Origin of the sequence: Streptomyces asiaticus (assembly GCF_018138715.1) — a bacterium.
GTDB lineage: Bacteria > Actinomycetota > Actinomycetes > Streptomycetales > Streptomycetaceae > Streptomyces > Streptomyces asiaticus.
Map to the genome: position 1 here is coordinate 2,951,080 of NZ_JAGSHX010000006.1, position 26,723 is coordinate 2,977,802.

Sequence of the window (26,723 nt, forward strand, 5' to 3'; positions counted from 1 at the left end):
GGCGTCCCCTGAGGGCGGCGGCGGGAGACGGGCGGGCGGCGGGAGACGGGCGGGCGGCGGGAGACGGGCGGGCATTACTCACAGGCGCTTGACCCCCTTGATGCGTGCCGTCCTGTTCTTTCCCGCGCGGGCCAGCAGCCCGCCGCGCTGGCTGCCGATCCGGGGCGCCCGGCCCGGGCGCCTGAGCCGGCTCATCCGGCCGGTCCGGCCGGTGCTGACGCCGCCCGCCGTGCTGATCCAGCGGGACGGGCTCTCGCCGCCGCCCGCGCTGTCGGCCATCGGATCGTTCTCACTCCGTCTGGCGAGCCCCATGATCAGCGGCACCGTGAAGGGTGCCAGCAGCAGGTCGTAGAGGGCCGCGGTGAACAGCAGCTTGCCCAGGCCCACCTGACGGGCCGCGTCGTCGCCGACGAGGATGCCGACCCCGGCGTACAGCAGCGTGGCGCCGATGGCCGCCGCCACGACCACCAGCATCGGCCCGGTGGCCGACCTGAGCTGGCCGCTCTCCGGCTTGGCGAGCCCGGCCAGATAGCCGATGACACACAGCACCAGGGCATAGCGGCCCGCGGCGTGGTCGGCGGGCGGGGCGAAGTCGGCGAGCAGCCCCGCGCCGAAGCCGATGAGCGCGCCACCGGTGTGGCCGTAGACGAGCGCGAGACCGAGCACGACGAGCAGCAGCAGGTCCGGCACGGCGCCGGGCAGTTGGAGGCGGGCCAGTACGCAGATCTGGACGACGAGGGCGAAGACCACCAGGCAGGTCGACAGGACGATCCGGTTGAGGTGCAGCATCGGTCAGCTCCTGTTGGCGGCCGGGCTGGTGGCGGAGGCGGAGGGGTTGGCCGTGACGGTGACCGTGGGCGTCGGCTTGGGCTTCGCGGGCTTGGGCGGGAGTACGCTGTCCCGCGGATTGGCGCGCGGCGGCTGGACGACGATCCCGACGATGTCCAGCTTGCTGAACCGGACGTACGGGCGCACCCGGAGCGTGCGGGTCAGATCGCCCCCGGTGGGATCGACGCCGACGACCTTGCCGACCGGGACCCCGGGGACGAACGGCTTGTCCGCCTGGGAGCCGAAGGTGACCATCCGGTCGCCCTTCTTGATCCGGGCCTTGCCGTTGAGGAGCTGCACATGGAGCGAGCGGTCGCCGCGCCCGGTGGCGAAACCGAGCTCGCCCGATCCCTCCATACGGGTGCCGACGGTGAAGTCCGGGTCGATGGCGAGCAGCACGGTGGCCGTCGAGGAGCCGACGGTGGTGACCCGGCCGACCAGCCCGTCCCCGTTGATGACGGTCATGTCGCGGCGGATGCCGTCGCCGCTGCCCATGTCGATGGTGACGGTCCAGGAGAAGCCCTGGGCGGCGCCGATGCCGATGACCTGGGCGCCCTTGATGCCGTACTGACCGGCGCCGGCGGTCTTGAGCAGCTTGTCGAGTTCGGCGGAGCGGGCGCGGTCGCGGGCGTTGTTGCCGAGCCGCTGCTTGAGCTTGGTGTTCTCCTCCTCCAGGCGGCGGACCCGGTCGTGCCGGTCACCGGATTCCCGTACGGCGGCGACCGCGTTGCCGACCGGGTCCACGGCGGAGGCGACGCCGTCCTCCACTGGCCCGAAGACGGAAGCGGCGGCCTGCCGGGCGCCGTCGAGGGGTGAGTCCTCGCCGCCGCGGATATCCACCGTGATCAGCGCGAACGCGATGGCGACCAGCAGCACCAGGAGCAGCCGGCTCTCTCGTGTGTCCCTCACGTGCGGCGACGTGCCTTCCTCGTCGAAGTCGGACCGGTGCCGGGGTGAAAGTGACCCGGTCGGTCCTGGGGAGCCTTATGCCTGTATATCAGCGTTCCGCCGCACGGGCAGCCAACCACCCGCACGGCCGGTCCGCCGGGTTGTCATCTGCGGGGCTGGGCGTCCAGCACCTGCTGGAGCGCCTCGAACTCCTCCACGCACTTGCCGGACCCGAGTGCGACGGAGTCCAGCGGGTCCTCGGCGATGTGGATCGGCATCCCGGTCTCGCGGCGCAGCCGCTCGTCCAGGCCGCGCAGCAGCGCACCGCCGCCGGTGAGCACGATGCCGCGGTCCATGACGTCGCCGGAGAGCTCCGGGGGGCACTTGTCGAGGGTGGTCTTGACCGCGTCGACGATCGAGTTGACCGGCTCCTCCATGGCCTTGCGGACCTCGGCGGCGGAGATCACCACGGTCTTGGGGAGGCCGCTGACGAGGTCGCGGCCGCGGATCTCGGTGTGCTCCTCCTCGTCGCCCTCGTACGCCGAGCCGATGGTGATCTTGATGTTCTCGGCGGTGCGCTCGCCGAGCAGCAGGCTGTACTCCTTCTTGATGTGCTGGATGATCGCGTTGTCCAGCTCATCGCCCGCCACCCGGATGGACTGCGCGGTGACGATGCCGCCCAGCGAGATGACGGCGACCTCGGTGGTGCCGCCGCCGATGTCCACGACCATGTTGCCGGTGGCCTCGTGGACCGGAAGGCCGGATCCGATGGCCGCCGCCATGGGTTCCTCGATGATGTGCACCTGACGGGCGCCCGCCTGGGTGGACGCCTCGATGACGGCACGGCGCTCGACCCCGGTGATACCGGACGGCACACAGACGACCACTCGGGGCCGGGCGAGATACCGTCGCTTATGGATCTTGAGGATGAAGTACCGCAACATCCGCTCGGTGATCTCGAAGTCGGCGATAACGCCGTCCTTGAGCGGACGCACAGCGACGATGTTGCCAGGGGTGCGGCCGATCATCTTCTTCGCCTCGGCGCCCACGGCGAGAATTCCGCCGGTGTTGGTGTTGATGGCGACGACGGATGGCTCGTTGAGGACGATCCCGCGGCCCCTGACGTACACCAGCGTGTTGGCGGTCCCGAGGTCGACAGCCATGTCACGGCCGATGAACGACATGTTGTTCCCCATGAGGATACGTCAGGCCTTCCCTGCTGGAGCGATTGCTTGCTTGAGGTCGGCAGGATGGGTGTGCGCTGCGAGGCGCGGAAGCTTCATCGTAGTCACGCCCGCTCGAACACGCTGCGGGGGTCCTCCGCCATTGTCAGCAGAACACGACCCCGCCTCCTCTAATGGTGACGTCGTGTCGCGGAGATGCGTTCCCTCGATTGGCTCGCATATGCCGAAGGGCGGCCGGGTAATTCGGCCGCCCCCAGGTCAGCAGGGGTGTGGCAAGCAGATGATCAAACTGATGGCCGATCAGTAACGCTCGGTCGGGATCAGGCGAGCCCAGGAAAGAAAATCTTGATTTCCCGTTCGGCGGACTCCGCCGAGTCGGAGGCATGGATCAGATTTTCCCGAACGATGGTGCCGAAATCGCCACGGATGGAGCCGGGCGCCGCGGCGATCGGGTCGGTCGGCCCGGCCAGCGCCCGGATGCCCTCGATCACCCGCTCGCCCTCGACCACCAGCGCCACGGCCGGGCCGGAGGCCATGAACTCCACCAGCGGCTCGTAGAACGGCTTGCCGACATGCTCGGCGTAGTGCTGCTCCAGGACCTCACGGTCCAGCTGACGCAGCTCGAGGGCGCTGATCGTCCAGCCCGCCTTCTTCTCGATCCGCCCCAGAATCTCGCCCACCAGTCCGCGTCGGACGGCGTCGGGCTTGAGCAGGACGAGCGTGCGCTGGCTCACGGTGCGGGCTCCTTCGGGAAAAGACATGCGGGGGCTGTGAGGCAGAGGCTACATGGGGGAACGAGGGCCACGTCACGCAGTGTCAGGCGAGACCGCCGAGGACGCCGCGAACCGCGCCTTGGCCTCGTCGACCTTGCGGCCGAAATGGACCGAGGCCCACCACAGCGCGGCGAAGACCGCCCCGAGGAAGAACATGGTGGGCACCACGAAACCGCTCAGCACCAGGCCGATCTGCAAGGCCCAGCCGATCTGCACCGCACCCGGACGGCTCAGCAGCCCGCACAGCAGCACACACAGCCCCATGGCGATTCCGCTGACCGTCCAGACGGTGCCCGTGGACAGCCCGGACGTCTTCATCGCGACCAGCCCGGCGAAGCCGATCACGAAGAACTCGCCGATGAGGGTGGAAGCGCACAGCGTTCGCATATCAGCCCTTTCCCAGGAGGAGCCGGGCCTCGCCGACCGTGATCACCGACCCGGTCACCAGAACGCCCGCCCCGGCGTATTCGCCCTCTTCCTCCGCCAGGGTGATGGCGGCCTCCAGAGCGTCGTCCAGCCGCGGCTCGACCTGGACCCGGTCGGAACCGAAGACCTCGACGGCGATCGCGGCCAGCTCGTCCGGGTCCATGGCGCGGTGGCTGGAATTGCCGGTCACCACGACCTCGGCGAAGATCGGCTCGAAGGCTTCCAGCAGACCGCGGACGTCCTTGCCGTCACTCGCCCCGACCACCCCGATCAGCCGGCTGAAGTCGAAGGACTCGGTGACCGCCGCGGCGGCGGCACGGGCACCCGCGGGGTTGTGCGCGGCGTCCAGCACCACGGTGGGGCTGCGGCGCACGACCTCCATCCGGCCGGGCGAGGTCACGGAGGCGAAGGCGGAGCGGATGGTGTCGATGTCGAGCGGACGGGCGTGCTGGGAGCCGACGCCGAAGAACGCCTCCACGGCCGCCAGCGCCATCGCCGCGTTGTGCGCCTGGTGGGCGCCGTGCAGCGGGAGGAAGACATCGGTGTACTCCCCGCCGAGGCCGCGCAGGGTCAGCAGCTGACCGCCGACCGCCACCTCCCGGGACAGCACACCGAACTCCATGCCCTCACGGGCGACCGTGGCGTCCACCTCGACCGCGCGCTTGAGCACCACCGAGGCGGCCTCCACCGGCTGCTGCGCGAGCACCACGGTGGCGTCCTGCTTCACTATGCCAGCCTTCTCGACGGCGATCTGCTCCGGAGTGGTGCCGAGCCGGTCGGTGTGGTCCAGCGAGATCGGCATGATCACCGCGACGCCCGCGTCGATCACATTGGTGGCATCCCACGAGCCGCCCATGCCGACCTCGACCACCGCGATGTCCACCGGCGCGTCCGCGAAGGCCGCGTACGCCATTCCGGTGAGCACCTCGAAGAAGGACAGCCGGTGCTCCTGCTGGGCGTCGACCATCTCGATGTACGGCCGGATGTCCTGGTACGTCTCGATGAACCGCTCGGCGGAGATCGGGGCCCCGTCCAGGCTGATCCGCTCGGTGATCGACTGGACATGGGGGCTGGTGTAGCGGCCGGTGCGCAGCTCGAAGGCGCCCAGCAGCGACTCGATCATGCGGGCGGTGCTGGTCTTGCCGTTCGTACCGGTGATGTGGATCGACGGATAGGCCCGCTGCGGCGAGCCCAGGATGTCCATCAGCGACTCGATCCGCACCAGCGACGGGTCCAGCTTGGTCTCCGGCCAGCGCCGGGCCAGCTCGCCCTCCACCTCCCGCAGGGCGCGGTCCACCTCGGGGTCGGCCGGGCGGGCCGGGATGCCGTCCCCCTGCGGCGGGCCGGACTGCGCACGCAGCGTCCGGCTGCCGGCCTCGATCACCGCCAGATCGGGGTCGCGGTCGGTCTCGGCTCCGACGATCTCTTCGAACTCATCGGACTCGTTCTGGGGGCGCTCCTCGCTCACGCCGACCAGTCTACGAGGGAGGGGTGACAACCCGGACCAGCGCCATCCCCACCCAGGTCACGAGCCGGTATCTGTGACAAGGCGGCTCGCCTCCGGGGCGCCTCAGTCTCCCCCAGCTACCGCTGGGAGGTGCCCCCTGTCGACGGTCGACCGTGCTCGGTCGCCCACGCGGCGGAGCCGCACACCGATCGCAGCCCTCGCTCCCTGCGCGCGCTCTCCCTTTCGACAGCGACGCGCCCCTTCGGCTCACTCGCCGGCCAGTGCCGCCTTCATCATCGACTTGGCGATCGGCCCCGCCAGACCGCCGCCGGAGATGTCGGCGCGGGCCGCGTCGCTGTCCTCGACCGCCACCGCGACCGCGACCTTGTGGCCGCCTCCGGCGTCCGCGTAACTGATGAACCACGCGTACGGATTGGCGCTGTTGTTCTCACCGTGCTGGGCGGTGCCGGTCTTGCCGCCCACCGTCACCCCGGGGATCTTCGCGTTGGTCCCGGTGCCCTGGTCCACGACCGTCCGCATCGCGGACTGGAGCTCGGACGCGGTGTGCTTGGACATCGCCTGGCTGTAGGTCTTGGCCGAGGTCCGGTCCAGGGCGGACGCGCTGCCGTCCGTGGTGCGGTCGATCTCGTGCGGGGTCATCAGCTTGCCGTCGTTCGCGATGGCCGAGGAGACCATCGCCATCTGGAGCGGAGTGGTCGTCACATCGAACTGCCCCATACCGGTCAGGGCCGTCTGCGAGTCGTTCATGCCGCTCGGGTAGGTGCTCTTCGCGGCGCGCACCGGGATGTCCAGCTTGGCATCGTCGAAGCCCAGCTTCTTGGCCTCGGCCGCCACCTTGGACTGGCCGAGGTCCACGGCCATCTTCGCGAAGACGGTGTTGCACGAGTACTGCAAGGCGGTGCGTATGTTCGCGTTCTTGCAGGGCGCCGACCTGTTCTCGTTGTGCATATCGGTGACCGTGCCCGGCAGCCGGTACGGATCCGGGCTCTTCGTCGGCTCGTCCACCGACGAGTACAGCCCGTTCTCCAGCGCCGCGGCGGCGACCAGGACCTTGAAGGTCGAGCCCGGCGGGTAGGTCTGGCGCAGCGCGCGGTTCAGCATCGGCTGCTTGTCGTCCTTCTGGAGCGCGGTCCACGCCTTCTGGTCCGCCGTGGAGGAGCCCGCGAAGGTGCCGGGGTCGTACGAGGGGGTGCTGGCCATGCCCAGGACGGCGCCGCTGGTGGGGTCGATCGCCACGGCCGCGCCGGTCTTGTTCCCCAGCCCCTCGTAGGCGGCCTTCTGCACGGCCGGGGTGACCGTGGTGAGCACGTCGCCGGGCTTGGACCGCTCCCGCGTCACCGCCTCGAGCGGGTTCTTCAGCCGGCTGTCGGAGCCGTCGAGCACCTGCCGCTCCAGGGCCTCCACCTGAGTGCTGCCGTAGGACTGGGAGGCGTAGCCGGTGATCGGCGCCCAGAGCTTCCCGTCCGTGTAGGTGCGCTTGTACTTCAGGTCGCCCGTGGTGGCGGCCGAGCCGGTGACCGGCTTGCCGCCGGCGATGATGTCGCCCAGCGGCCCGGCGTACTCGGAGATGGCCACCCGGGCGTTGCGCGGGTCTTCCCGGAGACTCTCGCCTCTCGCCAACTGCACATAGGTGGTCCAGGCGAGCAGGGCCAGGACGAGCAGCAGCGAGAACACCGATGCCCTTCTCAGCGGCTTGTTCATGGAGGGGGAGCTCCTTCCGGGACGTACGGCCGGATAACTCCCTGAAGGCAGTGTTTGGTTCCCGGTGGGGCCTTGCTGTGTGGTGCCTGTGAGCCGTCTGTGGGGCCTTCTCCGGGGCGCCCGAGGGGCTTGCCCGGGGGCCTGTGGGGCTTATCCGGGGGGCCTGTGAGGCTTCCCTCCGGGACGTCTGTGGCACATCGCACACACCGCACGCACAAGCGCCCCCACCGGATTCCGGCGGGGGCGCTGTGGTGCGATCGGTGCTCCTCGGTGGTCAGCCCTTGGGGAGGGCCGCCAACTGGGCGGTGATCCGGGCGATGTCGGCATCGGCGGTCGCCTGCCGGGTGCGGATCTTCTCCACGACGTGGTCGGGGGCCTTGGCCAGGAAGCCCTCGTTGGACAGCTTCGCGGTCGTCTGCGCCTTGTCCTTCTCGGCCGCGGCGAGGTCCTTGGCCAGCCGCTTGCGCTCGGCCTCGACGTCGATCGCGCCGGACAGGTCCAGCGCCACGGTCGCGCCCGCGACCGGCAGCGACGCGGTGGCCGTGAAGTCCTCACCGGCCGGCTGGAGGCGCAGCAGGGACCGCATCGCGTCCTCATGGGCGGCCAGCGAGGTGCCCGAGAGCTCCAGCCGGGCCGGGACCCGCTGACCGGGCTGGAGGCCCTGGTCGGCGCGGAACCGGCGGACCTCGGTGACCACCTGCTGGAGGTTCTCGATCTCCCGCTCGGCCGCCTCGTCCCGGAAGCCGCTGTCGCCCGGCCAGTCCGCGATGACGACGGACTCCTGGCCGGTCAGCGAGGTCCACAGCTTCTCGGTGACGAACGGGACCACCGGGTGCAGCAGCCGCAGCGTGACGTCCAGGACCTCGCCGAGGACGCGCCGCGCGGCGTCGGCCTCCGCGCCGCCCTTGGCGAAGGTGGTCTTGGACAGCTCGACGTACCAGTCGAAGACCTCGTCCCAGGCGAAGTGGTAGAGGACGTCGGAGAGCTTGGCGAACTGGTAGTCCTCGTAGTACGCGTCGACCTCGGCGACCACCGCGTTCAGCCGGGACAGGATCCAGCGGTCGGTGGCCGACAGCCGCTCGGGGGCGGGCAGTTCACCCTCGACCGTGGCGCCGTTCATCAGCGCGAAGCGGGTCGCGTTCCAGATCTTGTTGGCGAAGTTGCGGGACGCCTGGACCCAGTCCTCGCCGATCGGGACGTCCACCCCGGGGTTGGCACCCCGGGCCAGGGTGAAACGGACCGCGTCCGATCCATAGGTGTCCATCCAGTCCAGCGGATTGACGGCGTTCCCAAAGGACTTGGACATCTTCTTGCCGAACTGGTCACGGACCATGCCGTGCAGCGCGATGGTGTGGAACGGCGGGGTGCCGTCCATCGCGTACAGGCCGAACATCATCATCCGGGCGACCCAGAAGAAGAGGATGTCGTAGCCGGTGACCAGGACCGAGTTCGGATAGAACTTCTCCATGCTCTCGGTCCGCTCGGGCCAGCCGAGCGTGGAGAACGGCCACAGGCCGGAGGAGAACCAGGTGTCCAGGACGTCGCTGTCCTGGTGCCAGCCCTCGCCGCTCGGCGGCTGCTCGTCCGGTCCGACACAGACGACCTCGCCGTTCGGCCCGTACCAGACCGGGATCCGGTGGCCCCACCACAGCTGGCGCGAGATGCACCAGTCGTGGAGGTTGTCGACCCAGTCGAAGTAGCGCTTCGACATGTCCTCCGGGTGGATCTTCACCCGGCCGTCGCGGACCGCGTCGCCCGCGGCCTTGGCCAGCGGGCCGACCTTGACCCACCACTGCATGGACAGCCGCGGCTCGATCGTGGTCTTGCAGCGCGAGCAGTGGCCCACGGAGTGGGTGTACGGGCGCTTCTCGGCCACGATCCGGCCCTCGGCGCGCAGGGCGCCGACGACGGCGCTGCGCGCCTCCAGCCGGTCCAGGCCCTGGAAGGGGCCGTGGGCGGTGATCACCGCGTGCTCGTCCATGACGGTCAGGTTCGGCAGGCCGTGCCGCTGCCCGATCTCGAAGTCGTTCGGGTCGTGGGCCGGGGTGACCTTGACCGCGCCGGTGCCGAACTCGGGGTCGACGTGCTCGTCGGCCACGACCGGGATCCGGCGGCCGGTGAGCGGCAGCTCGATCTCGGTGCCGACCAGGTGGCGGTAGCGCTCGTCGTCGGGGTGGACGGCGACCGCGGTGTCGCCCAGCATCGTCTCGGCACGGGTCGTCGCGACGACGATCGAAGCGCCCGCCCGTCGCCCGCCACCACCCTCAACCGAGGCGCTGCGCGCCGCCCCTTCTTCCAGGTCGCCGTAGCGGATCGAGACGAGCTCGCCGTCATCGTCGTCGTACTCCACCTCGATGTCCGAGATGGCCGTGAGACAGCGCGGGCACCAGTTGATGATGCGCTCGGCGCGGTAGATCAGCTCGTCCTCGTAGAGCCGCTTGAAGATCGTCTGGACGGCCTTGGAGAGCCCCTCGTCCATGGTGAAGCGCTCGCGGTTCCAGGCCACGCCGTCGCCCAGGCGCCGCATCTGGCCGGAGATCTGCCCGCCGGACTCGCTCTTCCACTGCCAGACGCGCTCGACGAACGCCTCGCGGCCCAGGTCGTGGCGGGAGACGCCCTCCTTGGCCAGCTCGCGCTCGACCACGTTCTGCGTGGCGATACCGGCGTGGTCCATCCCCGGCTGCCAGAGCGTCTCAAAGCCCTGCATTCGCTTGCGCCGGGTGAGCGCATCGATGATCGTGTGCTCGAAGGCATGGCCGAGGTGGAGCGAGCCGGTCACATTGGGGGGCGGGATGACGATGGTGTAGGGCTCTTTGTCGCTCTTCGCGTCCGCCTCGAAGTAACCGCGCTCTACCCAGCGCTCGTACAGCGGCCCCTCTACATCGGCCGGCGCGTACTGGGTCGGCAGTTCGGGGTGGCTGTTCGGCCCGCTCGTGGGGCGCTGCGAAGAGTTCTCGGTCACTCCCGCAGTCTAAAGGGCCGCGGCCTTCCGTTACGAACCCGTTGTGGCCCCGGCGCCGAGGCGCCCGAGGGCGTCGGGAAGGATGTTTGGTACCTGTCATGCGCATAAGGAGAGGCACATGAGCCATCAGCAGCCGCCGCCGCAGCCCGGCCCCTATGGGGGCCAGCCGGGGCCGTACGGCGCCGGCCAGCCTCCCGTGCCCAATCCGTACGCGCAGACGCCGGGCTACGGACAGCCGCAGCAGGGTGGCTACGGCCAGCCGGGCCCGTACGGCGGGTCCGGCGGCGGCTATGGCCATCCTCAGCCCGCGAACCCCTACGGCCAGCCGCCGCAGCCTCCGCAGCCGGGCCCCGTGCCCCAGCAGGGCCCGGGCCACTACGGCGGGCCCCAGACGCCGCCGCCCCCGGGGCCGGCGGCCGGTGGCAACAGTAAGGGCAGGAAGGTGGGTCTCGCGGTCGGCGCGGTGGTGGTCGTGGCGGCGCTGGGGGCGGGGGCGTTCGCGGTGTTCGGCGGCGGCAGCGGCGGCCCGTACAAGCTGACCACGCCCGAGACCGTGGCCTCGGACTACGAGCGCCAGGGCTCGGGCACGGACGACAGCGATCTGTCCGCGGCGGGCCGGAAGGACCTCCAGCAGGTGCCGGTCGTCAAGGACCCGCACCTGGTGGCGGCCGACTACCAGACCTCCGGTAAGGAGATGCTGAAGTTCACCGGCGTCTGGGGCGAGGTGACCGACCCGGAGCGGGGCGCGGACCTCGCGCTGGCGGTCATCGTCAAGACGCTCCAGGACAACGGCACCGCGCAGGCCAAGGGCAGCCCCCAGACGTTCTCCCCGGACGGTTTCGACGGGGACGTCCTGAAGTGCCAGTCCATGAAGTTCACCTCGGATCAGGGATCCATGGAGGCCCCCGCGTGCGTCTGGGGCGACAAGGACACCCTGGGCGTCACGGTCATGGCGGATCCGGCGGCCGCGGTGCTCGGTGGGGGCATGTCCCTTGAGGACGCCGCCGGCATCACGGCCAAGGTGCGCAAGGACGCGCGCGTCGAGGTCGAGGGCTAACCCGCGGCCGGCGCGGGGCAACACAACAGCACGATTTCTAACGAGGGATACAGATGAGCTACAACCAGCCGGGCCCCTACGGCCAGCAGCCCCAACAGCCGGGTCCCTACGGACAGGGTGGAGCGGCCGGCCAGCCCGGCTACGGTTACCCGCAGCAGCCGGGTCAGCCGGGTCCCTACGGACAGCCGCAGCAGCCGCCCCAGCCCGGCTACGGCTATCCCGGGCAGCCGCAGGGCCAGCCGGGCCCCTACGGCCAGCAGCCGAACCCGTACGCCCAGCAGCAGCCGTACGGCCAGCCGGGCATGCCGGGGCCGTACCAGCCGGGCCCGGGTCAGGGCGGCGGCAACAAGAAGGGCCTGGCGATCGCGATCGGCGCGGTGGTCGTGGTGGCCGCGGTCGTCGGCGGTGTCCTGATGTTCAAGGGCGGGGACGACAGCGGTGGCGGCGGCGGTAAGGTCGCCGACGACGGCAAGCGGTACAAGCTCACCACCCCCGCGACGGTGGCCGGCGACTACACCAAGAGCTCCTCCGGCGGCGGCGGGCTCACCTCCTCGGACGCGGACGACTTCGAGAAGTTCGGCGTCACCAACCCCAAGACCGAGAGCGCGGAGTACAAGTCCGGCGAGGGCATGAGCGCCAAGCAGCTCCAGCTCAACGGCGTCTGGGGCGAGGTGAAGGACCCCGAGGCGGTCGTCGACGGCGCCTTCTCGAAGATCGCGCAAGAGGCCGAGAAGGACCCCTCCACCAGCAATGGGATGAAGGCCGAGCTCGTGGGCAGCCCGGAGACGGTGACGCCCAGCGGCTTCGAGAACGCCGTGATGAAGTGCCAGAACACCAAGTTCACCCCGACCGGGGACTCCGGCTCCAGCGGCATACCCACCAAGGGCTTCTCGATCCCGATCTGCATGTGGGGTGACAACAGCACGGTGGCCTATGTGGTCGTCTCCGACGCGGCCGCGGCGCTGTCCGGCAAGAGCATGTCGCTCGACGAGGCCGGTGAGATCACCGCGAAGGTCCGCAACGACGCGCGCGTGGAGATCAAGTAGCCGAGCGGGCCGCGCAGTTCACAGGCCACAGCCGATCCGGAGGGGGACCCCCACAGCCATGAGCCACAACCAGCCACCGCCGCCGGGGCCCTACGGCGGCGGACCCGGCCCGTACGGGGGCGCGCAGCCCCCTCCGTACGGCGGGGGGCAGCAGCGGCCCGCGGAGCCCAACCCGTACGCGCAGCCGCAGGGGTACGGCTATCCGCAGGCGCAGCCCCCGCAGGGCTACGGCTACCCGCAGCAGGCGGGTCCCTACGGCCAGCCGCCCTACCCCGCGCCGCCCGCGGCCGGCGGGGGCGGCAACCGCACCAAGATCATCGCGGTGACGGTGGCCGGGCTCGTGGTGGTGGGCGCGATCGTCACCGGCGCCGTGGTGCTGACCGGCGGCGACGACCCGAAGGCGATGAAGCTGGTCACCCCCAAGACGCTCGCCGACGGCAGCTACACGCTGGACAAGGGCACGGACGACCTCGACAACGAGGGCACCAGCGTGCAGGGCAGCATGCCCGAGGGCGCGACCTCGGTCCTGGCCCAGTACAAGCGGTCGGACGACGACAATTCGGGGCTGGCCTTCTCCGGTATGTACGGCGACATCAGCGACCCGGACACGGTCCGCGACGAGATGTTCAAGGGCTTCGCGGGCGGCGACGGCTCCCCCACGGTGGAACGGAAGCGCAAGCGGTTCCAGCCGAAGGGCGCTGACGGCCCGTCGGTGGAGTGCGAGGTGGTCAAGCTCTACGACCGGATCTACGCCCCGGCCTGCGTCTGGGCGGAGGAGACGGACGCGGCGATGGTGCTCGACGTCAACGCGGAGAACACCGCGGCGTCCGACGCCGACATGGAGTCCTTCGCCAAGGTGACCGCGGGCATCTACCAGGACACCCGCAAGCCCGCCTGAACCGCCCGTAAAGCGGCCACAGGGCGCGTACCACACGAAGAGGGCCCCGGGAGACCGGGGCCCTCTTCGTACGCCCTCAGCGGGGCGGCTGCGCGTGCGGGCGCGGCTACGCGCTCTTCTCGTGCCGCTCGCCCGGCTCGGTGCCGCGGGTGCGGGGCACCAGCGTGGGGTTCACATTGGAGTGCACGACGTCCTCGGTGATGACGACGCGGGCCACATCCTTGCGGGAGGGCACCTCGTACATCGCCGACATCAGCACCTCCTCGATGATCGCGCGCAGGCCCCGGGCCCCGGTGCCGCGCAGGATCGCCTGGTCGGCGATGGCCTCCAGGGCCGGGCGGTCGAAGTCCAGCTCCACCCCGTCGAGTTCGAACAGCCGCTGGTACTGCTTCACCAGGGCGTTCCGCGGCTCGACGAGGATTTGCAGCAGCGCCTCGCGGTCGAGGTTGTGGACGGAGGTGATGACCGGGAGACGGCCGATGAATTCCGGGATCATTCCGAACTTCACCAGGTCCTCGGGCATGACCTCCTGGAACTGGTCGCTCGCCTCGATCTCGCGCTTGGAGCGGATCGTGGCGCCGAACCCGATGCCCTTGGCGCCCGCCCGCGCCTCGATGATCTTCTCCAGACCGGCGAAGGCACCGCCCACGATGAACAGCACATTCGTGGTGTCGATCTGGATGAACTCCTGGTGCGGGTGTTTCCGGCCGCCCTGCGGCGGCACCGACGCCGTGGTCCCTTCCAGGATCTTCAGCAGCGCCTGCTGAACGCCCTCGCCGGACACATCGCGGGTGATCGAGGGGTTCTCGCTCTTGCGGGCCACCTTGTCGATCTCGTCGATGTAGATGATGCCCGTCTCGGCCTTCTTGACGTCGTAGTCGGCGGCCTGGATCAGCTTGAGGAGGATGTTCTCCACGTCCTCGCCGACATAGCCCGCCTCGGTGAGCGCGGTGGCGTCGGCGATGGCGAAGGGCACGTTGAGCATCCGGGCGAGGGTCTGCGCGAGCAGCGTCTTGCCGGAGCCGGTGGGGCCGAGCAGCAGGATGTTGGACTTGGCCAACTCGATGCCGTCGTCGCGGTTGTGGCCGCCGTTCTCGCCCGCCTGGACCCGCTTGTAGTGGTTGTAGACGGCGACCGAGAGGGCCTTCTTGGCGGCCTCCTGGCCGACCACATAGCCCTCGAGGAATTCATAGATCTCGCGCGGCTTGGGGAGTTCCTCCCAGCGCACTTCGGAGGTCTCGGCGAGCTCCTCCTCGATGATCTCGTTGCAGAGATCGATGCATTCATCGCAGATGTACACACCCGGGCCCGCGATGAGCTTCTTCACCTGCTTCTGGCTCTTCCCGCAGAACGAGCACTTGAGCAGGTCGCCGCCGTCACCGATGCGTGCCACGAGGTGCTTCCCCTTCGCCTTGGATCCGCTTTGCTGCGCGGAACCGGGTGCTTGCGCTGCGCTTTCTGCTTCTTTTCCCGTGGGCCGGGGCCCTCAGCCCTCTATGACGGTACCTTGCCGGGCCCCCGGTTCGGGCCCCCCTTGGACCTACTCGGTCCAAGGGGGGTGTTTCCACCGAAGATTCAGCCGAGACCGACCGAGGTCTTACGGGTGGAGACGATCTGGTCCACAAGACCGTACGCCAGGGACTCCTCGGCCGTGAGGATCTTGTCCCGCTCGATGTCGTCGCGGATCTTCTCGATGGGCGTCGTGGAGTGCTTGGCCAGCATCTCCTCGAGCTGCGAGCGCATCCGCAGGATCTCGTTGGCCGCGATCTCCAGATCGGAGACCTGACCGCGTCCGGTCTCACTGTACGGCTGGTGGATCAGGATCCGGGCATTGGGCAGGGCCATCCGCTTGCCCGGCGTACCGGCGGCGAGCAGCACGGCCGCGGCGGACGCCGCCTGGCCCATGCACACCGTCTGGATGTCGGGCTTGACGAACTGCATCGTGTCGTAGATGGCGGTCAGCGCGGTGAACGAGCCGCCGGGAGAGTTGATGTAGACCGAAATGTCGCGGTCCGGGTCCATCGACTCCAGGCACAGCAGCTGCGCCATGACGTCGTTGGCCGAGGCGTCGTCGATCTGGACGCCCAGGAAGATCACGCGCTCTTCGAAGAGCTTGGCGTACGGGTCGTACTCGCGGATGCCCTGAGAGGTGCGCTCGACGAAGCGCGGAACGACATAGCGGGATTCGGCCATCGGGCCGGTGTACAGGCCGCTGCCGGGGAAGTTGCTCATCTGGGTCTTCACCATCCTGTGGCGATCTGAGGGCTGGAGGTCGGCTACGGGACGGCGGGCCTCAGGCCCCGGTGCCGCCCCCGCCCGGAACGCTGGAGGCGGACGTCATGACGTCGTCGACCAAGCCGTACGCCTTGGCCTCGTCGGCGGAGAACCAGCGGTCGCGGTCGGAGTCACGGACGATCTGCTCAACGGTCTGGCCGGTGTGGAAGGCGGTCAGCTCGGCCATGCGCTTCTTGGTGTGCAGCAGCCGCTCGGCATGGATCTTGATGTCCGAGGCGGAACCCGCCAGACCCGCGGAGGGCTGGTGGATCAGGATCTCGGCGTTGGGGAGCGCGAAACGCTTGCCCGGGGTCCCCGCGCTCAGCAGGAACTGACCCATGGAGGCGGCGAGGCCCATCGCGATGGTGACCACGTCGTTCTGGATGTACTGCATGGTGTCGTAGATCGCCATGCCCGCCGAGATCGAGCCGCCCGGGGAGTTGATGTAGAGGTAAATGTCCTTTTCCGGATCGGCGGCGAGCAGGAGCAGCTGAGCCGTGATCTTGTTGGCGATGTCGTCGTCGACCGGCTGGCCGAGGAAGATGATCCGCTCGCCGAGCAGCCGGTTGTAGACCTGGTCGCCGAGGCCACCGACGGTCGGCTCGCCGGCGGCGGAAGGCATCGTATTCGTCACGTATCCACCTGCTCGTCTCTGACGGCTGACTGGCCGTCTCAGCGTCTTCTTCTGGGGTGTGGGGACCTGGCCGCCGATGTGGCCGGCGGGCTCGCGAGACTCCCCTGCCCTCGTATCTACGGACCCTAACGCGCTGGTCGGCGGGCGCCATCCCGCATCAGGAACTGTTCGCTCTGAGCGCATGTCCCGGCGCCGGACCGGCGTCGCGGAACACGAACGGGCCCGGACGCGCGCAGACGTTCGGGCCCGTTCGTACGGGCTGTGGAGCGGACCGGGATCAGCTCTCGGCCTTGTCCTGCTTCTCCTCGGACTCCGCGGGCGCCTCGGCGGCCTCCGCCTCGGCCGCGGCGGGCTCCTCGGCGGTCTCGGAGGTGGCCTCGACCGTCTCGCCGGTCTCGTCCTCCTCGTCGTCCAGGTCGACGGTCTCGCCCTTGTCGTCGACGACCTTGGCGGCCTCGACCACCACGGCCAGCGCCTTGCCGCGGGCGACCTCGCCGACGAGCATCGGCACCTGGCCGCCCTCGACGACGGCCTGGGCGAACTGGTCCGGGCTCATGCCGGAGGACTGCGCACGGCGCATGAGGTGCTCGGTGAGCTCCTCCTGGCCGACGGACAGCTGCTCCTTGTTGACCAGCTCGTCGAGGACGAACTGGGTCCGGATGCCCTTCTCGGCCTGCTCCTTGAGCTCGGCGTCGAACTCCTCGGCGGTCTTGTCCTGCATCTGGAGGTACGACTCCAGGTTGAGGCCCATCTGGCCGAGCTGGTGGTGCTCGAGGTTGTGCTTACGAGTGTTGATCTCGTCCTGGAGGAGCTTCTCCGGGATCGGCACCTCGACCAGCTCCAGCAGGGCGTCCAGCACCTTCTCCTGGGCCTGGGTGGCCTGCTCGAACTTCTTCGACCGCTCCAGGCGCTTACGGCTGTCGGCGCGCAGCTCCTCGAGGGTGTCGAACTCGCTGGCCAGCTGGGCGAAGTCGTCGTCGAGCTCGGGCAGCTCACGGGCCTTGACCTCGGAGACCTTGACCGAGACCTCGGCCTCCTTGCCCTGGGCGGAGCCGCCCTTGAGCTCGGAGGTGAAGGTGGCCTCGCCACCCGCCTCCAGGCCGGTCACGGCCTCGTCGATGCCGTCCAGCAGCTCGCCCGAGCCGATGGTGTAGGTGACGCCGGTGGCGACACCGTCCTCCAGGACCTCGCCGTCGACCTTGGCCTCGAGGTCGATCACGACGATGTCGCCCTCGGCGGCGGCGCGCTCCACCGGGCTGGTGGTGGCGAAGCGCTCCCGCAGCTGCTCGACGGACTTGTCGATGTCCTCGTCCGAGACCTCGACGGCGTCGACGGTGACCTCGATGCCGGAGTAGTCCGGGATCTCGATCGCCGGGCGGATGTCCACCTCGGCGGTGAAGGTCAGCAGCTCGTTGTCCTTGAGCTCGGTGATGTCGACCTCGGGCTGGCCGAGCGGGTTCAGCTCACCCTCGTTGACCGCGTCGGTGTAGAACTTCGGGAGCGCCTCGTTGACGGCCTCTTCCAGCACGGCGCCACGACCGAACCGCTGGTCGATGATGCGGGCCGGGATCTTGCCCTTGCGGAACCCAGGCACCGTGACCTGCTGGTTGATCTTCTTGTACGCCGCGTCGAGGCTGGGCTTGAGCTCCTCGAAGGGCACCTCGACAGTGAGCCGAACCCGGGTCGGGTTCAGGTTCTCCACGGCGCTCTTCACGGTTCGGTCTCCTTGGGGGCTGACGTGTGGTGTTCAGCTGCGGTGCGCTGTCGCGTCGCAGCGGATTCGCGTCCGGTGAAAAAGACACAGACACGCAGCTTGCATAGTAACCGCAAGCATGACGGGCCCCACAACGCGATCTTGACGCCTGTGGATGGTCGGGGTGGCCGGATTCGAACCGACGACCTTCCGCTCCCAAAGCGGACGCGCTACCAAGCTGCGCCACACCCCGTCGGTGCGACACGTAGGGTACATGCCCGCGGACGCCCCGGCTGCCGGTTATTCGACTGGTGGGCAAGGGTGTGCGGGGAACGGTCGGGAACCGCTACGATGCATGCCGTGCCGCGAACCAGGTGATCATGCCTGGGCGGAGGTGTCCGGGAGACCGGTGCATCCGTGCACGCGGCGTGTGCGGGCGTAGCTCAATGGTAGAGCCCCAGTCTTCCAAACTGGCTACGCGGGTTCGATTCCCGTCGCCCGCTCCACGGCTTTCGGCCCGGCCCGGGGAGTTCCCCGGAGCCGGGCCGTTCGCGTTTGCGCACACTCGCACGCGTTCGGGCACCCGCTCCCCGGGACGCGGGGGCGGATGCCTTGGGAGTCGATGCCAGGGGTCGGCGATCAGGGGTTGATGTCGGCGATGGCCTGGGCGGCCGAGTCGAGGAACTTCTGGATGTCCGGCGCGACATTGGACGAGGCGAGCAGGAACCCGAAGAGGATCGCGACCAGGGCCGGCCCCCACTTGACCCGGCCATTGCGGATCATGAACACCAGGATGATGCCCACCAGCAGTACCAATGACAGGGAAATGGCCACAACATCCCACCCTCGGTCGCACACGTCTCACAGGCCCCGGAAGCACGCGACCCCGCACACCCCCGCAGCCACCATCGTGCCATCAACTCCCGCCGCTCAGCAGTGGGGTGGAGCGATAAACGGTCACATGTGCACATGGCACCCACCCCTCCGGTACCCGTCCGGTAAGCGTTCATTCAAAGGGTTATGGGTGACACTCCCCACAACTCGGCGAACCGCCCGAGCGGTGAATTCCGATCACCCCGGAGGATCTCGGGCAGGAATTCGGAATTCACTCGGCGGTCACTCGACAGGGTGACAAAACATCAATGAATCAGACATTCCGCCAGAGCCTCCTGCGGGGCATATGCCCCAATTAAGCGGGATGAAAGCCGCCAGAACGGACAGTCTGCGCCCGGATATCGAATGATCGCATCGCTTTGTCGACTCCTCGGTCGACTTACCGGGAGCGACTATCGGCCGCGCCGCGAAGACTATGAACGGAAAGCAAACTGAACGAGGTTTTACGCAATACAGGTTTCAGCGCTATCGTGCCTCAGATGTTTCACGCTGCCATGACTCCCCCACGCGCAGTGAGGTCCCGGGTGGTCTCCCCCAGTTCCTGGTGGGAGGGCCTGTGACCAACTCCCTGCGCCCGCACGGTTATCAGCGGACCCCGCTCCCCCAGGAGGCGGCGCCCACTCCCCCCTCGCCGCGGGCCGACGAACCAGGGCAGCAGGCGACCACCCCGCCGGCCGCCTCCCCCGCCGGGCAGAAGCCCAAACAGCGGGACGCGTTCTTCGACAACGCGAAGTACCTCGCGATCGTGCTGGTCGCGATGGCCCACTCCTGGGAGCCGCTCACCGACACCAGCCGCACCGCGGAAGCGCTGTACATGGTCGTGTACACCTTCCACATGCCGGCGTTCATCGTGATCTCCGGCTACTTCTCGCGCAGCTTCGACATGCGGCCGGACCGGCTCAAGCGCCTGATCACCGGCATCGCGGTGCCTTATGTGATCTTCGAGGTCGCGTACACGCTGTTCAAGCGCTGGGCGGACGACGATCCGACGTACGACTTCAGCCTGCTGGACCCCTGGTACCTCACCTGGTTCCTGGTCTCGCTGTTCGTATGGCGGCTGACCACTCCGATCTGGAAGCTGGTGCGCTGGCCGCTCCCGCTCGCGCTCGCCGTCGCCACGCTCGCCGCGGTCTCGCCCGACATCGGCGACGACCTGGACATGCAGCGGCTGCTCCAGTTCCTGCCGTTCTTCATCCTCGGCCTGTGCATGAAGCCCGAGCACTTCCAGATGATCCGCCGCCGCTCGGTGCGGATCGCGTCGGTGCCGATCTTCGCGTGTGCCTTCGTGTTCGCCTACTGGGCGGCACCGCGGATGAGCTCGGCGTGGTTCTACCACCGCGACAGCGTCCAGGAGCTGGGTGCGCCGCCGTGGACCGGCCCGGTGATGACGCTCGCCCTCTTCGGCTGCTCGGTCGTGCTCGTCAGCTGCTTCTTCGCCTGGGTGCCGCGGCGCCACATGTGGTTCACGGTGCTGGGCGCCGGGACGCTGTACGGCTATCTGCTGCACGGCTTCCTGGCCAAGGGTTCCCGGTTCTGGGGCTGGTTCGACGAGTACGAGTGGCTGCACAAGCCGCTGGGTGAGATCGCGGTCACGATCATCGCCGCCGGCGTGGTCACCGTGCTGTGCACGCCTCCCGTGCAGCGGGCCTTCCGCTTCGCCATGGAGCCGAAGATGGCCTGGGCCTTCCGTAAGGACCCCGCCGAACAGGCCCGCAGCCGTACGACGACGGCTGCCTAGCGCGCCAAACGGCCACGACACGAAGGGCTGGACCGCGGATTCCCACGGGCCAGCCCTTTCTCGGCTCAGCTACGGCCCAGCTATGGCTCAGCTACGGCTCTTCCACGGCTCAAGGCTCACGGCTTCTACGGCTCACGGCTTCGGCGTCGTGCGGCGCAGCGCCGCGCGGGCCGGGAGCGCCGTCGCCGCGAGGCCCAGCGCCACGGCGGTGCCCGCCCGCGTAGGTGAGCGGCGGGACGTACGGGTGCTCGCCGGTCAGGCCGCGCATCATCGGCACGAGCGTGGCCAGGACGATCGCCGTGCCCAGGCCGATACCCGACGTGGTGCTCGCGGCGGCGGTCCAGCACGGTCATCACCAGGGTGTTGACGGCGGCGACGGCCGCGAAGCCCCCGAGGACGCCCGCCATGACGGTGTTGGCCCAGGCGTTCAGCTTCCGCTCCTCGTCCTGGGCCGCCGCATAGCCGTCCCGGTCCGTGACGTCCTCGCCGAGCCGCCTGCCGAGCGCGGCGGCGACGGCCTTACGGTCGGCGCCTTCGGCGTCCCGCACCAGCACATCGCTGTCGTACGCCGACGTCACATGGCCGGACAGCGCCGTACGGGGCAGGGTGAGCTCGGCGATCCCCAGCCCGCGCCCGTAGATCGCGACCACGGTGGGCGAGATCGTCGTACCGTCCGGGAGGTGGAGGGCGAGGCGGTGGCCGACCCGGGCGTGCGCCGCCTTCGCCAGCAGCCCGTCCACGGCCAGCCGGTCGGGACCGGTGCCGGTGCGGGGGCGGACGAGGGCGGCGTCCACGGTGGCGGGGTGACCGCTCAGCGCACGGGCCCTGCGGTCGGTGAACCACGCCGTAAGGCCGTCACCGTCGGCGCCGCCCGCCTTACGGGTCACACCGGAGACCCGGAAGGTGTGGCGGCCGTCCGGCGCGGTCACCGTGATCCGGCCACCGACGCCGGTGCCCGCCGCACGGGCGGCCCCGGGGCTGAGCACGGCCTCGCCCTCACGGGGCGCCGAGCCCGAGGCGAGCGCCACCCCGGTGAAGGGCGCGACGCCCCAGCCGTGGCCGGTGAGCGCCCCGTGGGCGGTGCGCAGGAGGAAGGTCACGTCCGGTGCCGCGGCCGCGGCACCGGGGGTACGGGCCGCCGTGGCCACCAGGGAGGCGTCGAGCCGGGCCCGGTCGGGGACCTGCTCGGACTCCTCCGAGCGGCCGTCGCCGTGGCCGATGACGTAGTGCACCCGCTGGTCGGCGGCGATCACGACCGGGGCGCCCGCATAGCGCTGCGGCGGTACGGAGGCCCGCGGCCCGGTCTCCAGCAGGATGCCGCACGCGGACACGATCGCCGCGGCCATGGCCAGGGCGACGAAGGTGCCCGCGAAGGCGGACGGCTTGAGCGGACGGCTTGAAACGGACGGCGGCGCGGGCCAGTCCGTTGGTGAGCGGCCTCACGAGGGGGCCTGGTGAGCGGCCTCACCAGGCCCCCTCGACGGTCGAAGCGAGGGCCGGGGTGTGGGTAGTGAGGCGGCCCATCCGCTCGGCGATCTCGTGCGCCGGGGAGCGCAGGAGCCGGTCGGCGATCGCGCCGTCGGCGAGGAAGAGCACGCGGTCGGCGTAGCTCGCGGCGGCCGGAGGTGCCCCCTGCTGCTGCCCACCCGAGAGCTCACCGGGCCGCCGCCTGGTCTGGTCCCCCAGGCCGACCTGGGCGAGCACCTCATGGGCCCGGTGGCGGTCCGGGCGGGCGCCCGCGAGCCGCATCGGGAGCAGCACGTTCTGCTCGACGGTCAGGGAGGGGAGGAGGTTGAAGGACTGGAAGACGAACCCGAGGCGGGCGCGGCGCAACGCGGTGAGCGTGTTCTCACTCATTCCGGTGATGTCGGTGCCGCCGAGTTTGACGGTCCCGGCGGTCGGCCGGTCGAGCCCGGCCGCGCACTGGAGGAATGTCGATTTGCCGCAGCCGGAGGGGCCCATGACGGCGGCGAAGCTGCCGTGCCGAAGGGCCAGGTCGATGCCGCGCAGGGCGTGGACGGCGGTGCGGCCCCGGCCGTAGCGGCACTGGACGCCGTGGAGTTCGATGGCATGGGCGTGGTGCGGGGCCGGTGCCGCCACTATCTGTCGCCGCTTGCACAGCCCCATGGTGGTGACCCTTCCGAGGAGTTCGCCCGATTCCCCTCGAACGTACGGATCACGGCCCCTCGGCAGCCACGACGGCCACCGGCGTATCCGGGGTGGGGCTGACCCCCGCCGGGCGGGCCGATCGAGCCGTAAGCCGCCGAGTCGCCCTTACTGGCGGCAGATCAGCAGCAGCGCGCGGTCGTCGTTGACGTCCTTCGCGACCGTCTCGATCAGATGCCAGGCAGCGCCGTGGAAGCCGGAGCCGACATAGCGGTCCGCCTCGCCGGTGAGGCGGTCGATGCCCTCGCTGATGTCCCGGTCCGCGGTCTCCACGAGGCCGTCGGTGAAGAGCATCAGGACGTCGCCGGGCCGCAGCGTGCCCTTGGTGGGGTCGAATTGGGCGCCGTCGTAGACGCCCAGCAGCGGGCCGTCCGCGGACTTCTCCTCCCACTTGCCGGTGCCCGCGCTCAGCTGGAGCGCGGGCAGATGTCCGGCGGAGAAGAGCTCGAAGTCGCCGCTGTCGAGGTCGAGGACGAGATGAATGGAGGTCGCGAAGCCCTCGTCCCAGTCCTGGCGCAGGAGATAGCCGTTGGCGGCCGGGAGGAAGCCGTGCGGGGGCAGGGAGCCGAGGAGGCCGCCGAAGGCGCCGGAGAGCAGCAGGGCGCGCGAGGCGGCGTCCATGCCCTTGCCGGAGACGTCGGTGAGGACGACCTCGAGGGTGCGGCCGCCGCCGGTGCGGGCGGCCACGACGAAGTCACCGGAGAAGGACTGCCCACCGGCCGGGCGCAGCGCCATCTCGCGGTGCCAGCCGCGCGGCAGGTTGGGCAGCTTGCTCTGGACGCGGATGCGCTCGCGCAGGTCGAAGAGCATGGTGCCGCCGCGCCGCCAGGGCACCCCGACGCGGCTGCGGAACTGGGCGATCAGCAGGCCGAAGAAGCCGACGGCGGCGACGACCAGGATGGTGCCGGGGGTGACCCGGGAGGAGGCGTCCTCCTCGGTGTACGGGCCGAGCACGGCGGACTCCACGATCAGGGCCGTGGCGGCCGCCGCGTACAGGGCGAGCAGGCTGGCCGGGCGCAGCAGCAGCCCGCCCGCGACGATGGGCAGGACGAGGGCGGACGGGGAGCACCAGTCGGGCTGGGCGATGGTGCCTCCGGCGATGGCGGGGACGCCGAGGAGCAGCGCGGTCAGGGCAAGTCGGTCGGAGCCCTCACCCCGGAAATAGTCCACTCCGGCTTTGCGCACGCCTGTGCGAGCCCGGTGCAGAACTCTGCGCATCCGGGCCCACGGAGTGTCCACGCCGCCAGTCATTGCATCGGGACCCTACCCACCCGTTCGGACGCGCGTCGATTCGTGGCGCGTTGAACCACCCAGCCAGGGGGGCAATTGTAAGCGAAATTCGTTCGCGCGTACGGGAAACGGCTGCTAGGGATGGGAATATGAGGACTGAGCTGCGCGTGCTCGACCCATCGATTTGGGATGATTGGTACGGAAAACTGGTACTCGCGTTCGGCGGAGTTCCCGAAGCGCCGGAGGAATCCGCGCTCTGGCGGGAGTTGACCGAATGCGAGCGCTCGATCGGCGCCTGGGACGGCGCCGACATCGTGGGCACGGCGGGGCTGTTCAGCTTCCGGCTGTCGGTCCCGGGCGGCGGGATCGTCCCGGCGGCCGGGGTCACGATGGTGAGCGTGCAGGCCACGCACCGGCGGCGCGGGGTGCTCCGGGCCATGATGCGGCGGCAGTTGGACGACATCCGCGCGGCGGGAGATGAGCCGCTGGCCGTTCTGACCGCGTCGGAACCGGACATCTACGGACGGTTCGGCTACGGCGCGGCCACGCAGACCGCCTACGCCGAGATCGACACCACCCGGGTGCGGCTGACCGCCCCCGAAGGCGTAGACGACGTACGACTGCGTGCCGTGCCCCTGGAGTCCGCCGTCGAGGCGTGCGAGGCCGTCTACGCCCGGCGGGTGCGCACCCGGCCGGGGATGCTGGAGCGGATCCCCGGCTGGGAGCGGGTGCCGCTGCTCGACCCGCCGGGCGACCGCGAGGGGGCGTCCCCGCTGCGCTGTGTGCTGGCCGAGTCGGGCGGCGAGGTCAGCGGCTATGTGCGGTTCGCGGTGAAGCCCGACTGGGATCTGGCCGGGCCGAAGGGCACGGTCGTCCTGCGCGATCTGGAGGCCCTGGACCCGGCGTCCTACGCGGCCCTGTGGCGCTTCCTCTTCGACCTCGACCTGACCTCGGTGATCCGGACCGGCCCCCGCCCGGTCGACGATCCCTGGCAGTTCCTGGTCTCGGACATCCGGCGGTGCGCCGTGAGGCTGCGCGACTCGCTGTTCGTGCGCCTGGTGGACGTGGGGGCCGCGCTCGAGGCGCGGACGTACACCACGCCCGTGGAGACCGTCCTGGAGGTCACCGACCCCTTCTGCCCCTGGAACGAGGGCCGCTGGCGGCTGAACGGCGACGCCAAGGGCGCCTCCTGTGAGCGCACTAACGACGCTCCCGATCTCCGGCTGGGCGTGCGGGAGCTGGGAGCGGCGTATCTCGGTGGCATCTCGCTGACCGCGCTGGCGGGCGCGGGACGCGTCCAGGAGGCCCGTCAGGGCGCCCTTACGGAGGCCACGACCGCGTTCGCGACCCCGGTCGCCCCATGGCTGCCCCACGGCTTCTGAGGGCTCAGGCGCTCTGGCAGTCAGGGCACCAGAAGAGATTGCGGGCGGCGAGATCGGCGGTGCGGATCTCGCCACCACAGATGTGGCAGGGCTGTCCGGCGCGCCGGTAGACATAGACCTCGCCGCCGTGGTCGTCCACGCGCGGCGGGCGGCCCATCGCCTCGGGGGTGTGCTCGGGGCGGACCGTATCGATCCGGTTGTTCCGCACCCCCTCGCGCATCAGCGCCACCAGATCGGCCCATATCGCGTCCCATTCGGCGCGGGTCAGCGCACGGCCGGGCCGGTAGGGGTCGATCCCGTGCCGGAAGAGCACCTCGGCGCGGTAGACGTTCCCGACCCCGGAGATCACCTTCTGGTCCATGAGCAGCGCGGCCACGCTGACCCGGCTGCGGGAGATCCGGGCCCAGGCCCGCTCACCGTCGTCCGCCGGGCGCAGTGGATCGGGGCCCAGCCGGTCGTGGATCACCTGCTTCTCCCCGTCGGTGATCAGGGCGCAGGCGGCCGGGCCGCGCAGATCCGCGTACCCCTCGGGGTTCGCCAGCCGCAGCCGGACGGTGTCGGTGGGCGGCGGGGCGGGGGCCGGGCCGAAGGCGTACGTACCGAAGAGCCCCAGGTGGACATGGACCCAGCCGGTGGCAGCGAAGTCCAGGAAGAGGTGCTTGCCGTGCGCCTCGGCGTGGCGCAGCGACTGGCCGTCGATCAGCGCGGCGCCGTCGGCGAACTTCCCCTGTGGGCTGGTGGCCCGGACGGGCCGGTCGCCGAAGGTCTCGAGGTGATCGGCGGCCAGCCGGTGGATGGTGTGCCCTTCGGGCATCAGTCGCCTTGCGGATGGTGGGCCGGGATGGGCGGCAGCTCGCCGGTGGTCTCGTAACGCGTGAGCATCTCGATACGGCGGGTGTGCCGCTCCTCACCCGAGTACGGAGTGTTAAGGAAAATCTCGACAAACTTGGTGGCCTCGTCCCGGGAGTGCATCCGGGCGCCGACGCTGATGACATTGGCGTTGTTGTGCTCACGACCGAGGGCCGCGGTCTCCTCGCTCCAGGCCAGCGCCGCGCGCACCCCCTTGACCTTGTTCGCCGCGATCTGCTCACCATTGCCGGATCCGCCGATGACGATGCCGAGGCTCTGCGGGTCGGCGGCGGTCCGCTCCGCGGCGCGCAGGCAGAACGGCGGGTAGTCGTCCTGGGCGTCGTAGATGTGCGGGCCGCAGTCGACGGGCTCATGGCCGGCCGTCTTGAGCCACTCCACGAGGTGGTTCTTGAGTTCGAAACCGGCATGGTCGGAGCCGAGGTACACGCGCATGTACCGAGTGTGTCATGGCCGTGTGGGCCTCGCCGCCCAGGGTAGGCGTCGCATAAATCCCTGTAATCCCAAAGAACCTCATGAAAACCTCAAGTAACAATCTGGATTCAAAGGTTCAACTGGTCGACCTCCTGAGATTCACTGGCGTCGCTCGTAACGCGAGAGCAAAGGAATCGAGC

Annotated in this window: 23 protein-coding genes and 2 tRNA genes; 6 read left to right on the top strand and 19 right to left on the bottom strand. The window is 69.8% G+C overall.

The window, feature by feature from the left end:
• Positions 1-78: 78 nt before the first annotated feature.
• From mreD to KHP12_RS20360, 8 genes are all read right to left on the bottom strand, one after another.
• On the bottom strand, positions 79-786 hold the full coding sequence (gene mreD, locus KHP12_RS20325) for a rod shape-determining protein MreD (protein WP_086879907.1): 708 nt from the start codon (positions 784-786) through the stop codon (positions 79-81).
• 6 nt (positions 787-792) lie between these two features.
• Positions 793-1,737 (bottom strand): rod shape-determining protein MreC, encoded by a 945-nt coding sequence (mreC, locus tag KHP12_RS20330; RefSeq protein ID WP_086879884.1) that lies wholly within the window; start codon positions 1,735-1,737, stop codon positions 793-795.
• Positions 1,738-1,880: 143 nt separating this feature from the next.
• The gene (locus KHP12_RS20335; protein WP_037946248.1) at positions 1,881-2,900 is read right to left on the bottom strand and encodes a rod shape-determining protein; all 1,020 of its coding nucleotides are present in this window, start codon (positions 2,898-2,900) and stop codon (positions 1,881-1,883) included.
• Positions 2,901-3,220: 320 nt separating this feature from the next.
• Positions 3,221-3,634, bottom strand: a complete 414-nt coding sequence (gene ndk, locus KHP12_RS20340) for a nucleoside-diphosphate kinase (RefSeq protein ID WP_037945952.1) — start codon at positions 3,632-3,634, stop codon at positions 3,221-3,223.
• Between the two features lie 72 nt (positions 3,635-3,706).
• Positions 3,707-4,060, bottom strand: coding sequence for a DUF4233 domain-containing protein (locus KHP12_RS20345; protein WP_086879883.1), 354 nt, complete (start codon positions 4,058-4,060; stop codon positions 3,707-3,709).
• Position 4,061: 1 nt separating this feature from the next.
• Positions 4,062-5,567: a bifunctional tetrahydrofolate synthase/dihydrofolate synthase gene (gene folC / locus KHP12_RS20350; protein WP_086879882.1), complete on the bottom strand. Its 1,506-nt coding sequence runs from the start codon at positions 5,565-5,567 to the stop codon at positions 4,062-4,064.
• Positions 5,568-5,813: 246 nt separating this feature from the next.
• Entirely contained in the window at positions 5,814-7,268 is a 1,455-nt protein-coding gene (locus tag KHP12_RS20355; RefSeq protein WP_086879881.1) for a peptidoglycan D,D-transpeptidase FtsI family protein, read from the bottom strand.
• Positions 7,269-7,542: 274 nt separating this feature from the next.
• Positions 7,543-10,230 (bottom strand): valine--tRNA ligase, encoded by a 2,688-nt coding sequence (locus tag KHP12_RS20360; protein WP_086879880.1) that lies wholly within the window; start codon positions 10,228-10,230, stop codon positions 7,543-7,545.
• A gap of 118 nt (positions 10,231-10,348) precedes the next feature.
• On the opposite strand from KHP12_RS20360, the gene KHP12_RS20365 reads away from it, so the two are divergent.
• Genes KHP12_RS20365 through KHP12_RS20375 form a run of 3 tightly spaced genes read left to right on the top strand, consistent with a single transcriptional unit; the run spans position 10,349 to position 13,231 of the window.
• Entirely contained in the window at positions 10,349-11,287 is a 939-nt protein-coding gene (locus tag KHP12_RS20365; RefSeq protein WP_211833364.1) for a hypothetical protein, read from the top strand.
• A 53-nt stretch (positions 11,288-11,340) separates the two neighbouring features.
• A complete protein-coding gene (locus KHP12_RS20370) occupies positions 11,341-12,333 on the top strand; it encodes a hypothetical protein (RefSeq protein ID WP_086879878.1) in 993 nt (330 codons plus the stop codon).
• Between the two features lie 58 nt (positions 12,334-12,391).
• Positions 12,392-13,231, top strand: a complete 840-nt coding sequence (locus KHP12_RS20375) for a hypothetical protein (protein WP_211833366.1) — start codon at positions 12,392-12,394, stop codon at positions 13,229-13,231.
• 106 nt (positions 13,232-13,337) lie between these two features.
• Here the strand turns inward: KHP12_RS20375 and clpX are convergent, their stop codons facing one another.
• From clpX to KHP12_RS20400, 5 genes are all read right to left on the bottom strand, one after another.
• Positions 13,338-14,624, bottom strand: a complete 1,287-nt coding sequence (gene clpX, locus KHP12_RS20380; protein WP_037945935.1) for an ATP-dependent Clp protease ATP-binding subunit ClpX — start codon at positions 14,622-14,624, stop codon at positions 13,338-13,340.
• 182 nt (positions 14,625-14,806) lie between these two features.
• Entirely contained in the window at positions 14,807-15,463 is a 657-nt protein-coding gene (locus KHP12_RS20385; protein WP_037945933.1) for an ATP-dependent Clp protease proteolytic subunit, read from the bottom strand.
• Between the two features lie 61 nt (positions 15,464-15,524).
• Positions 15,525-16,127, bottom strand: a complete 603-nt coding sequence (locus KHP12_RS20390; protein ID WP_198548849.1) for an ATP-dependent Clp protease proteolytic subunit — start codon at positions 16,125-16,127, stop codon at positions 15,525-15,527.
• A 289-nt stretch (positions 16,128-16,416) separates the two neighbouring features.
• Complete coding sequence (tig, locus tag KHP12_RS20395; RefSeq protein WP_086879876.1) at positions 16,417-17,853, bottom strand: trigger factor; 1,437 nt, start codon at positions 17,851-17,853, stop codon at positions 16,417-16,419.
• Between the two features lie 155 nt (positions 17,854-18,008).
• Positions 18,009-18,085 (bottom strand) — tRNA-Pro (locus tag KHP12_RS20400).
• 179 nt (positions 18,086-18,264) lie between these two features.
• On the opposite strand from KHP12_RS20400, the gene KHP12_RS20405 reads away from it, so the two are divergent.
• Positions 18,265-18,338: transfer RNA gene (locus tag KHP12_RS20405), tRNA-Gly, on the top strand.
• A 133-nt stretch (positions 18,339-18,471) separates the two neighbouring features.
• Here KHP12_RS20405 and KHP12_RS20410 read toward each other — a convergent pair.
• Positions 18,472-18,666 (bottom strand): hypothetical protein, encoded by a 195-nt coding sequence (locus tag KHP12_RS20410; RefSeq protein WP_086879875.1) that lies wholly within the window; start codon positions 18,664-18,666, stop codon positions 18,472-18,474.
• Positions 18,667-19,282: 616 nt separating this feature from the next.
• Here KHP12_RS20410 and KHP12_RS20415 point away from each other — a divergent pair.
• On the top strand, positions 19,283-20,464 hold the full coding sequence (locus KHP12_RS20415) for an acyltransferase family protein (RefSeq protein WP_086879874.1): 1,182 nt from the start codon (positions 19,283-19,285) through the stop codon (positions 20,462-20,464).
• 125 nt (positions 20,465-20,589) lie between these two features.
• Here KHP12_RS20415 and KHP12_RS20420 read toward each other — a convergent pair whose 3' ends face one another.
• The 3 genes from KHP12_RS20420 to KHP12_RS20430 all read right to left on the bottom strand — a co-directional run bounded on the left by KHP12_RS20420 (position 20,590) and on the right by KHP12_RS20430 (position 23,881).
• Positions 20,590-21,810, bottom strand: a complete 1,221-nt coding sequence (locus KHP12_RS20420) for an ABC transporter permease family protein (RefSeq protein ID WP_372455211.1) — start codon at positions 21,808-21,810, stop codon at positions 20,590-20,592.
• Positions 21,811-21,928: 118 nt separating this feature from the next.
• The gene (locus KHP12_RS20425) at positions 21,929-22,591 is read right to left on the bottom strand and encodes an ABC transporter ATP-binding protein (RefSeq protein ID WP_211833374.1); all 663 of its coding nucleotides are present in this window, start codon (positions 22,589-22,591) and stop codon (positions 21,929-21,931) included.
• Positions 22,592-22,738: 147 nt separating this feature from the next.
• Complete coding sequence (locus tag KHP12_RS20430; protein ID WP_044575252.1) at positions 22,739-23,881, bottom strand: PP2C family protein-serine/threonine phosphatase; 1,143 nt, start codon at positions 23,879-23,881, stop codon at positions 22,739-22,741.
• Between the two features lie 128 nt (positions 23,882-24,009).
• On the opposite strand from KHP12_RS20430, the gene KHP12_RS20435 reads away from it, so the two are divergent.
• Positions 24,010-25,242 carry a GNAT family N-acetyltransferase gene (locus tag KHP12_RS20435; protein ID WP_086879872.1) on the top strand — a complete coding sequence of 411 codons (1,233 nt, stop codon included), beginning with the start codon at positions 24,010-24,012 and terminating at the stop codon, positions 25,240-25,242.
• A gap of 4 nt (positions 25,243-25,246) precedes the next feature.
• Here the strand turns inward: KHP12_RS20435 and KHP12_RS20440 are convergent, their stop codons facing one another.
• Both KHP12_RS20440 and KHP12_RS20445 read right to left on the bottom strand, forming a co-directional pair.
• Positions 25,247-26,056 (bottom strand): Fpg/Nei family DNA glycosylase, encoded by an 810-nt coding sequence (locus tag KHP12_RS20440; protein WP_086879871.1) that lies wholly within the window; start codon positions 26,054-26,056, stop codon positions 25,247-25,249.
• Complete coding sequence (locus KHP12_RS20445) at positions 26,056-26,544, bottom strand: ribose-5-phosphate isomerase (protein ID WP_086879870.1); 489 nt, start codon at positions 26,542-26,544, stop codon at positions 26,056-26,058. Before KHP12_RS20445 ends, KHP12_RS20440 begins: the two co-directional genes overlap by 1 nt.
• Positions 26,545-26,723: the final 179 nt, after the last annotated feature.

Coding starts and splice junctions, on each gene's coding strand:
- KHP12_RS20335 (WP_037946248.1), bottom strand. CDS start 2,900: ATGTCGTTCATCGGCCGTGACATGGCTGTCGACCTCGGGACCGCCAAC.
- KHP12_RS20345 (WP_086879883.1), bottom strand. CDS start 4,060: ATGCGAACGCTGTGCGCTTCCACCCTCATCGGCGAGTTCTTCGTGATC.
- KHP12_RS20355 (WP_086879881.1), bottom strand. CDS start 7,268: ATGAACAAGCCGCTGAGAAGGGCATCGGTGTTCTCGCTGCTGCTCGTC.
- KHP12_RS20365 (WP_211833364.1), top strand. CDS start 10,349: ATGAGCCATCAGCAGCCGCCGCCGCAGCCCGGCCCCTATGGGGGCCAG.
- KHP12_RS20370 (WP_086879878.1), top strand. CDS start 11,341: ATGAGCTACAACCAGCCGGGCCCCTACGGCCAGCAGCCCCAACAGCCG.
- KHP12_RS20375 (WP_211833366.1), top strand. CDS start 12,392: ATGAGCCACAACCAGCCACCGCCGCCGGGGCCCTACGGCGGCGGACCC.
- KHP12_RS20385 (WP_037945933.1), bottom strand. CDS start 15,463: ATGAGCAACTTCCCCGGCAGCGGCCTGTACACCGGCCCGATGGCCGAA.
- KHP12_RS20390 (WP_198548849.1), bottom strand. CDS start 16,127: ATGCCTTCCGCCGCCGGCGAGCCGACCGTCGGTGGCCTCGGCGACCAG.
- KHP12_RS20420 (WP_372455211.1), bottom strand. CDS start 21,810: ATGGCCGCGGCGATCGTGTCCGCGTGCGGCATCCTGCTGGAGACCGGG.
- KHP12_RS20425 (WP_211833374.1), bottom strand. CDS start 22,591: ATGGGGCTGTGCAAGCGGCGACAGATAGTGGCGGCACCGGCCCCGCAC.
- KHP12_RS20430 (WP_044575252.1), bottom strand. CDS start 23,881: ATGACTGGCGGCGTGGACACTCCGTGGGCCCGGATGCGCAGAGTTCTG.
- KHP12_RS20435 (WP_086879872.1), top strand. CDS start 24,010: ATGAGGACTGAGCTGCGCGTGCTCGACCCATCGATTTGGGATGATTGG.
- KHP12_RS20440 (WP_086879871.1), bottom strand. CDS start 26,056: ATGCCCGAAGGGCACACCATCCACCGGCTGGCCGCCGATCACCTCGAG.
- KHP12_RS20445 (WP_086879870.1), bottom strand. CDS start 26,544: ATGCGCGTGTACCTCGGCTCCGACCATGCCGGTTTCGAACTCAAGAAC.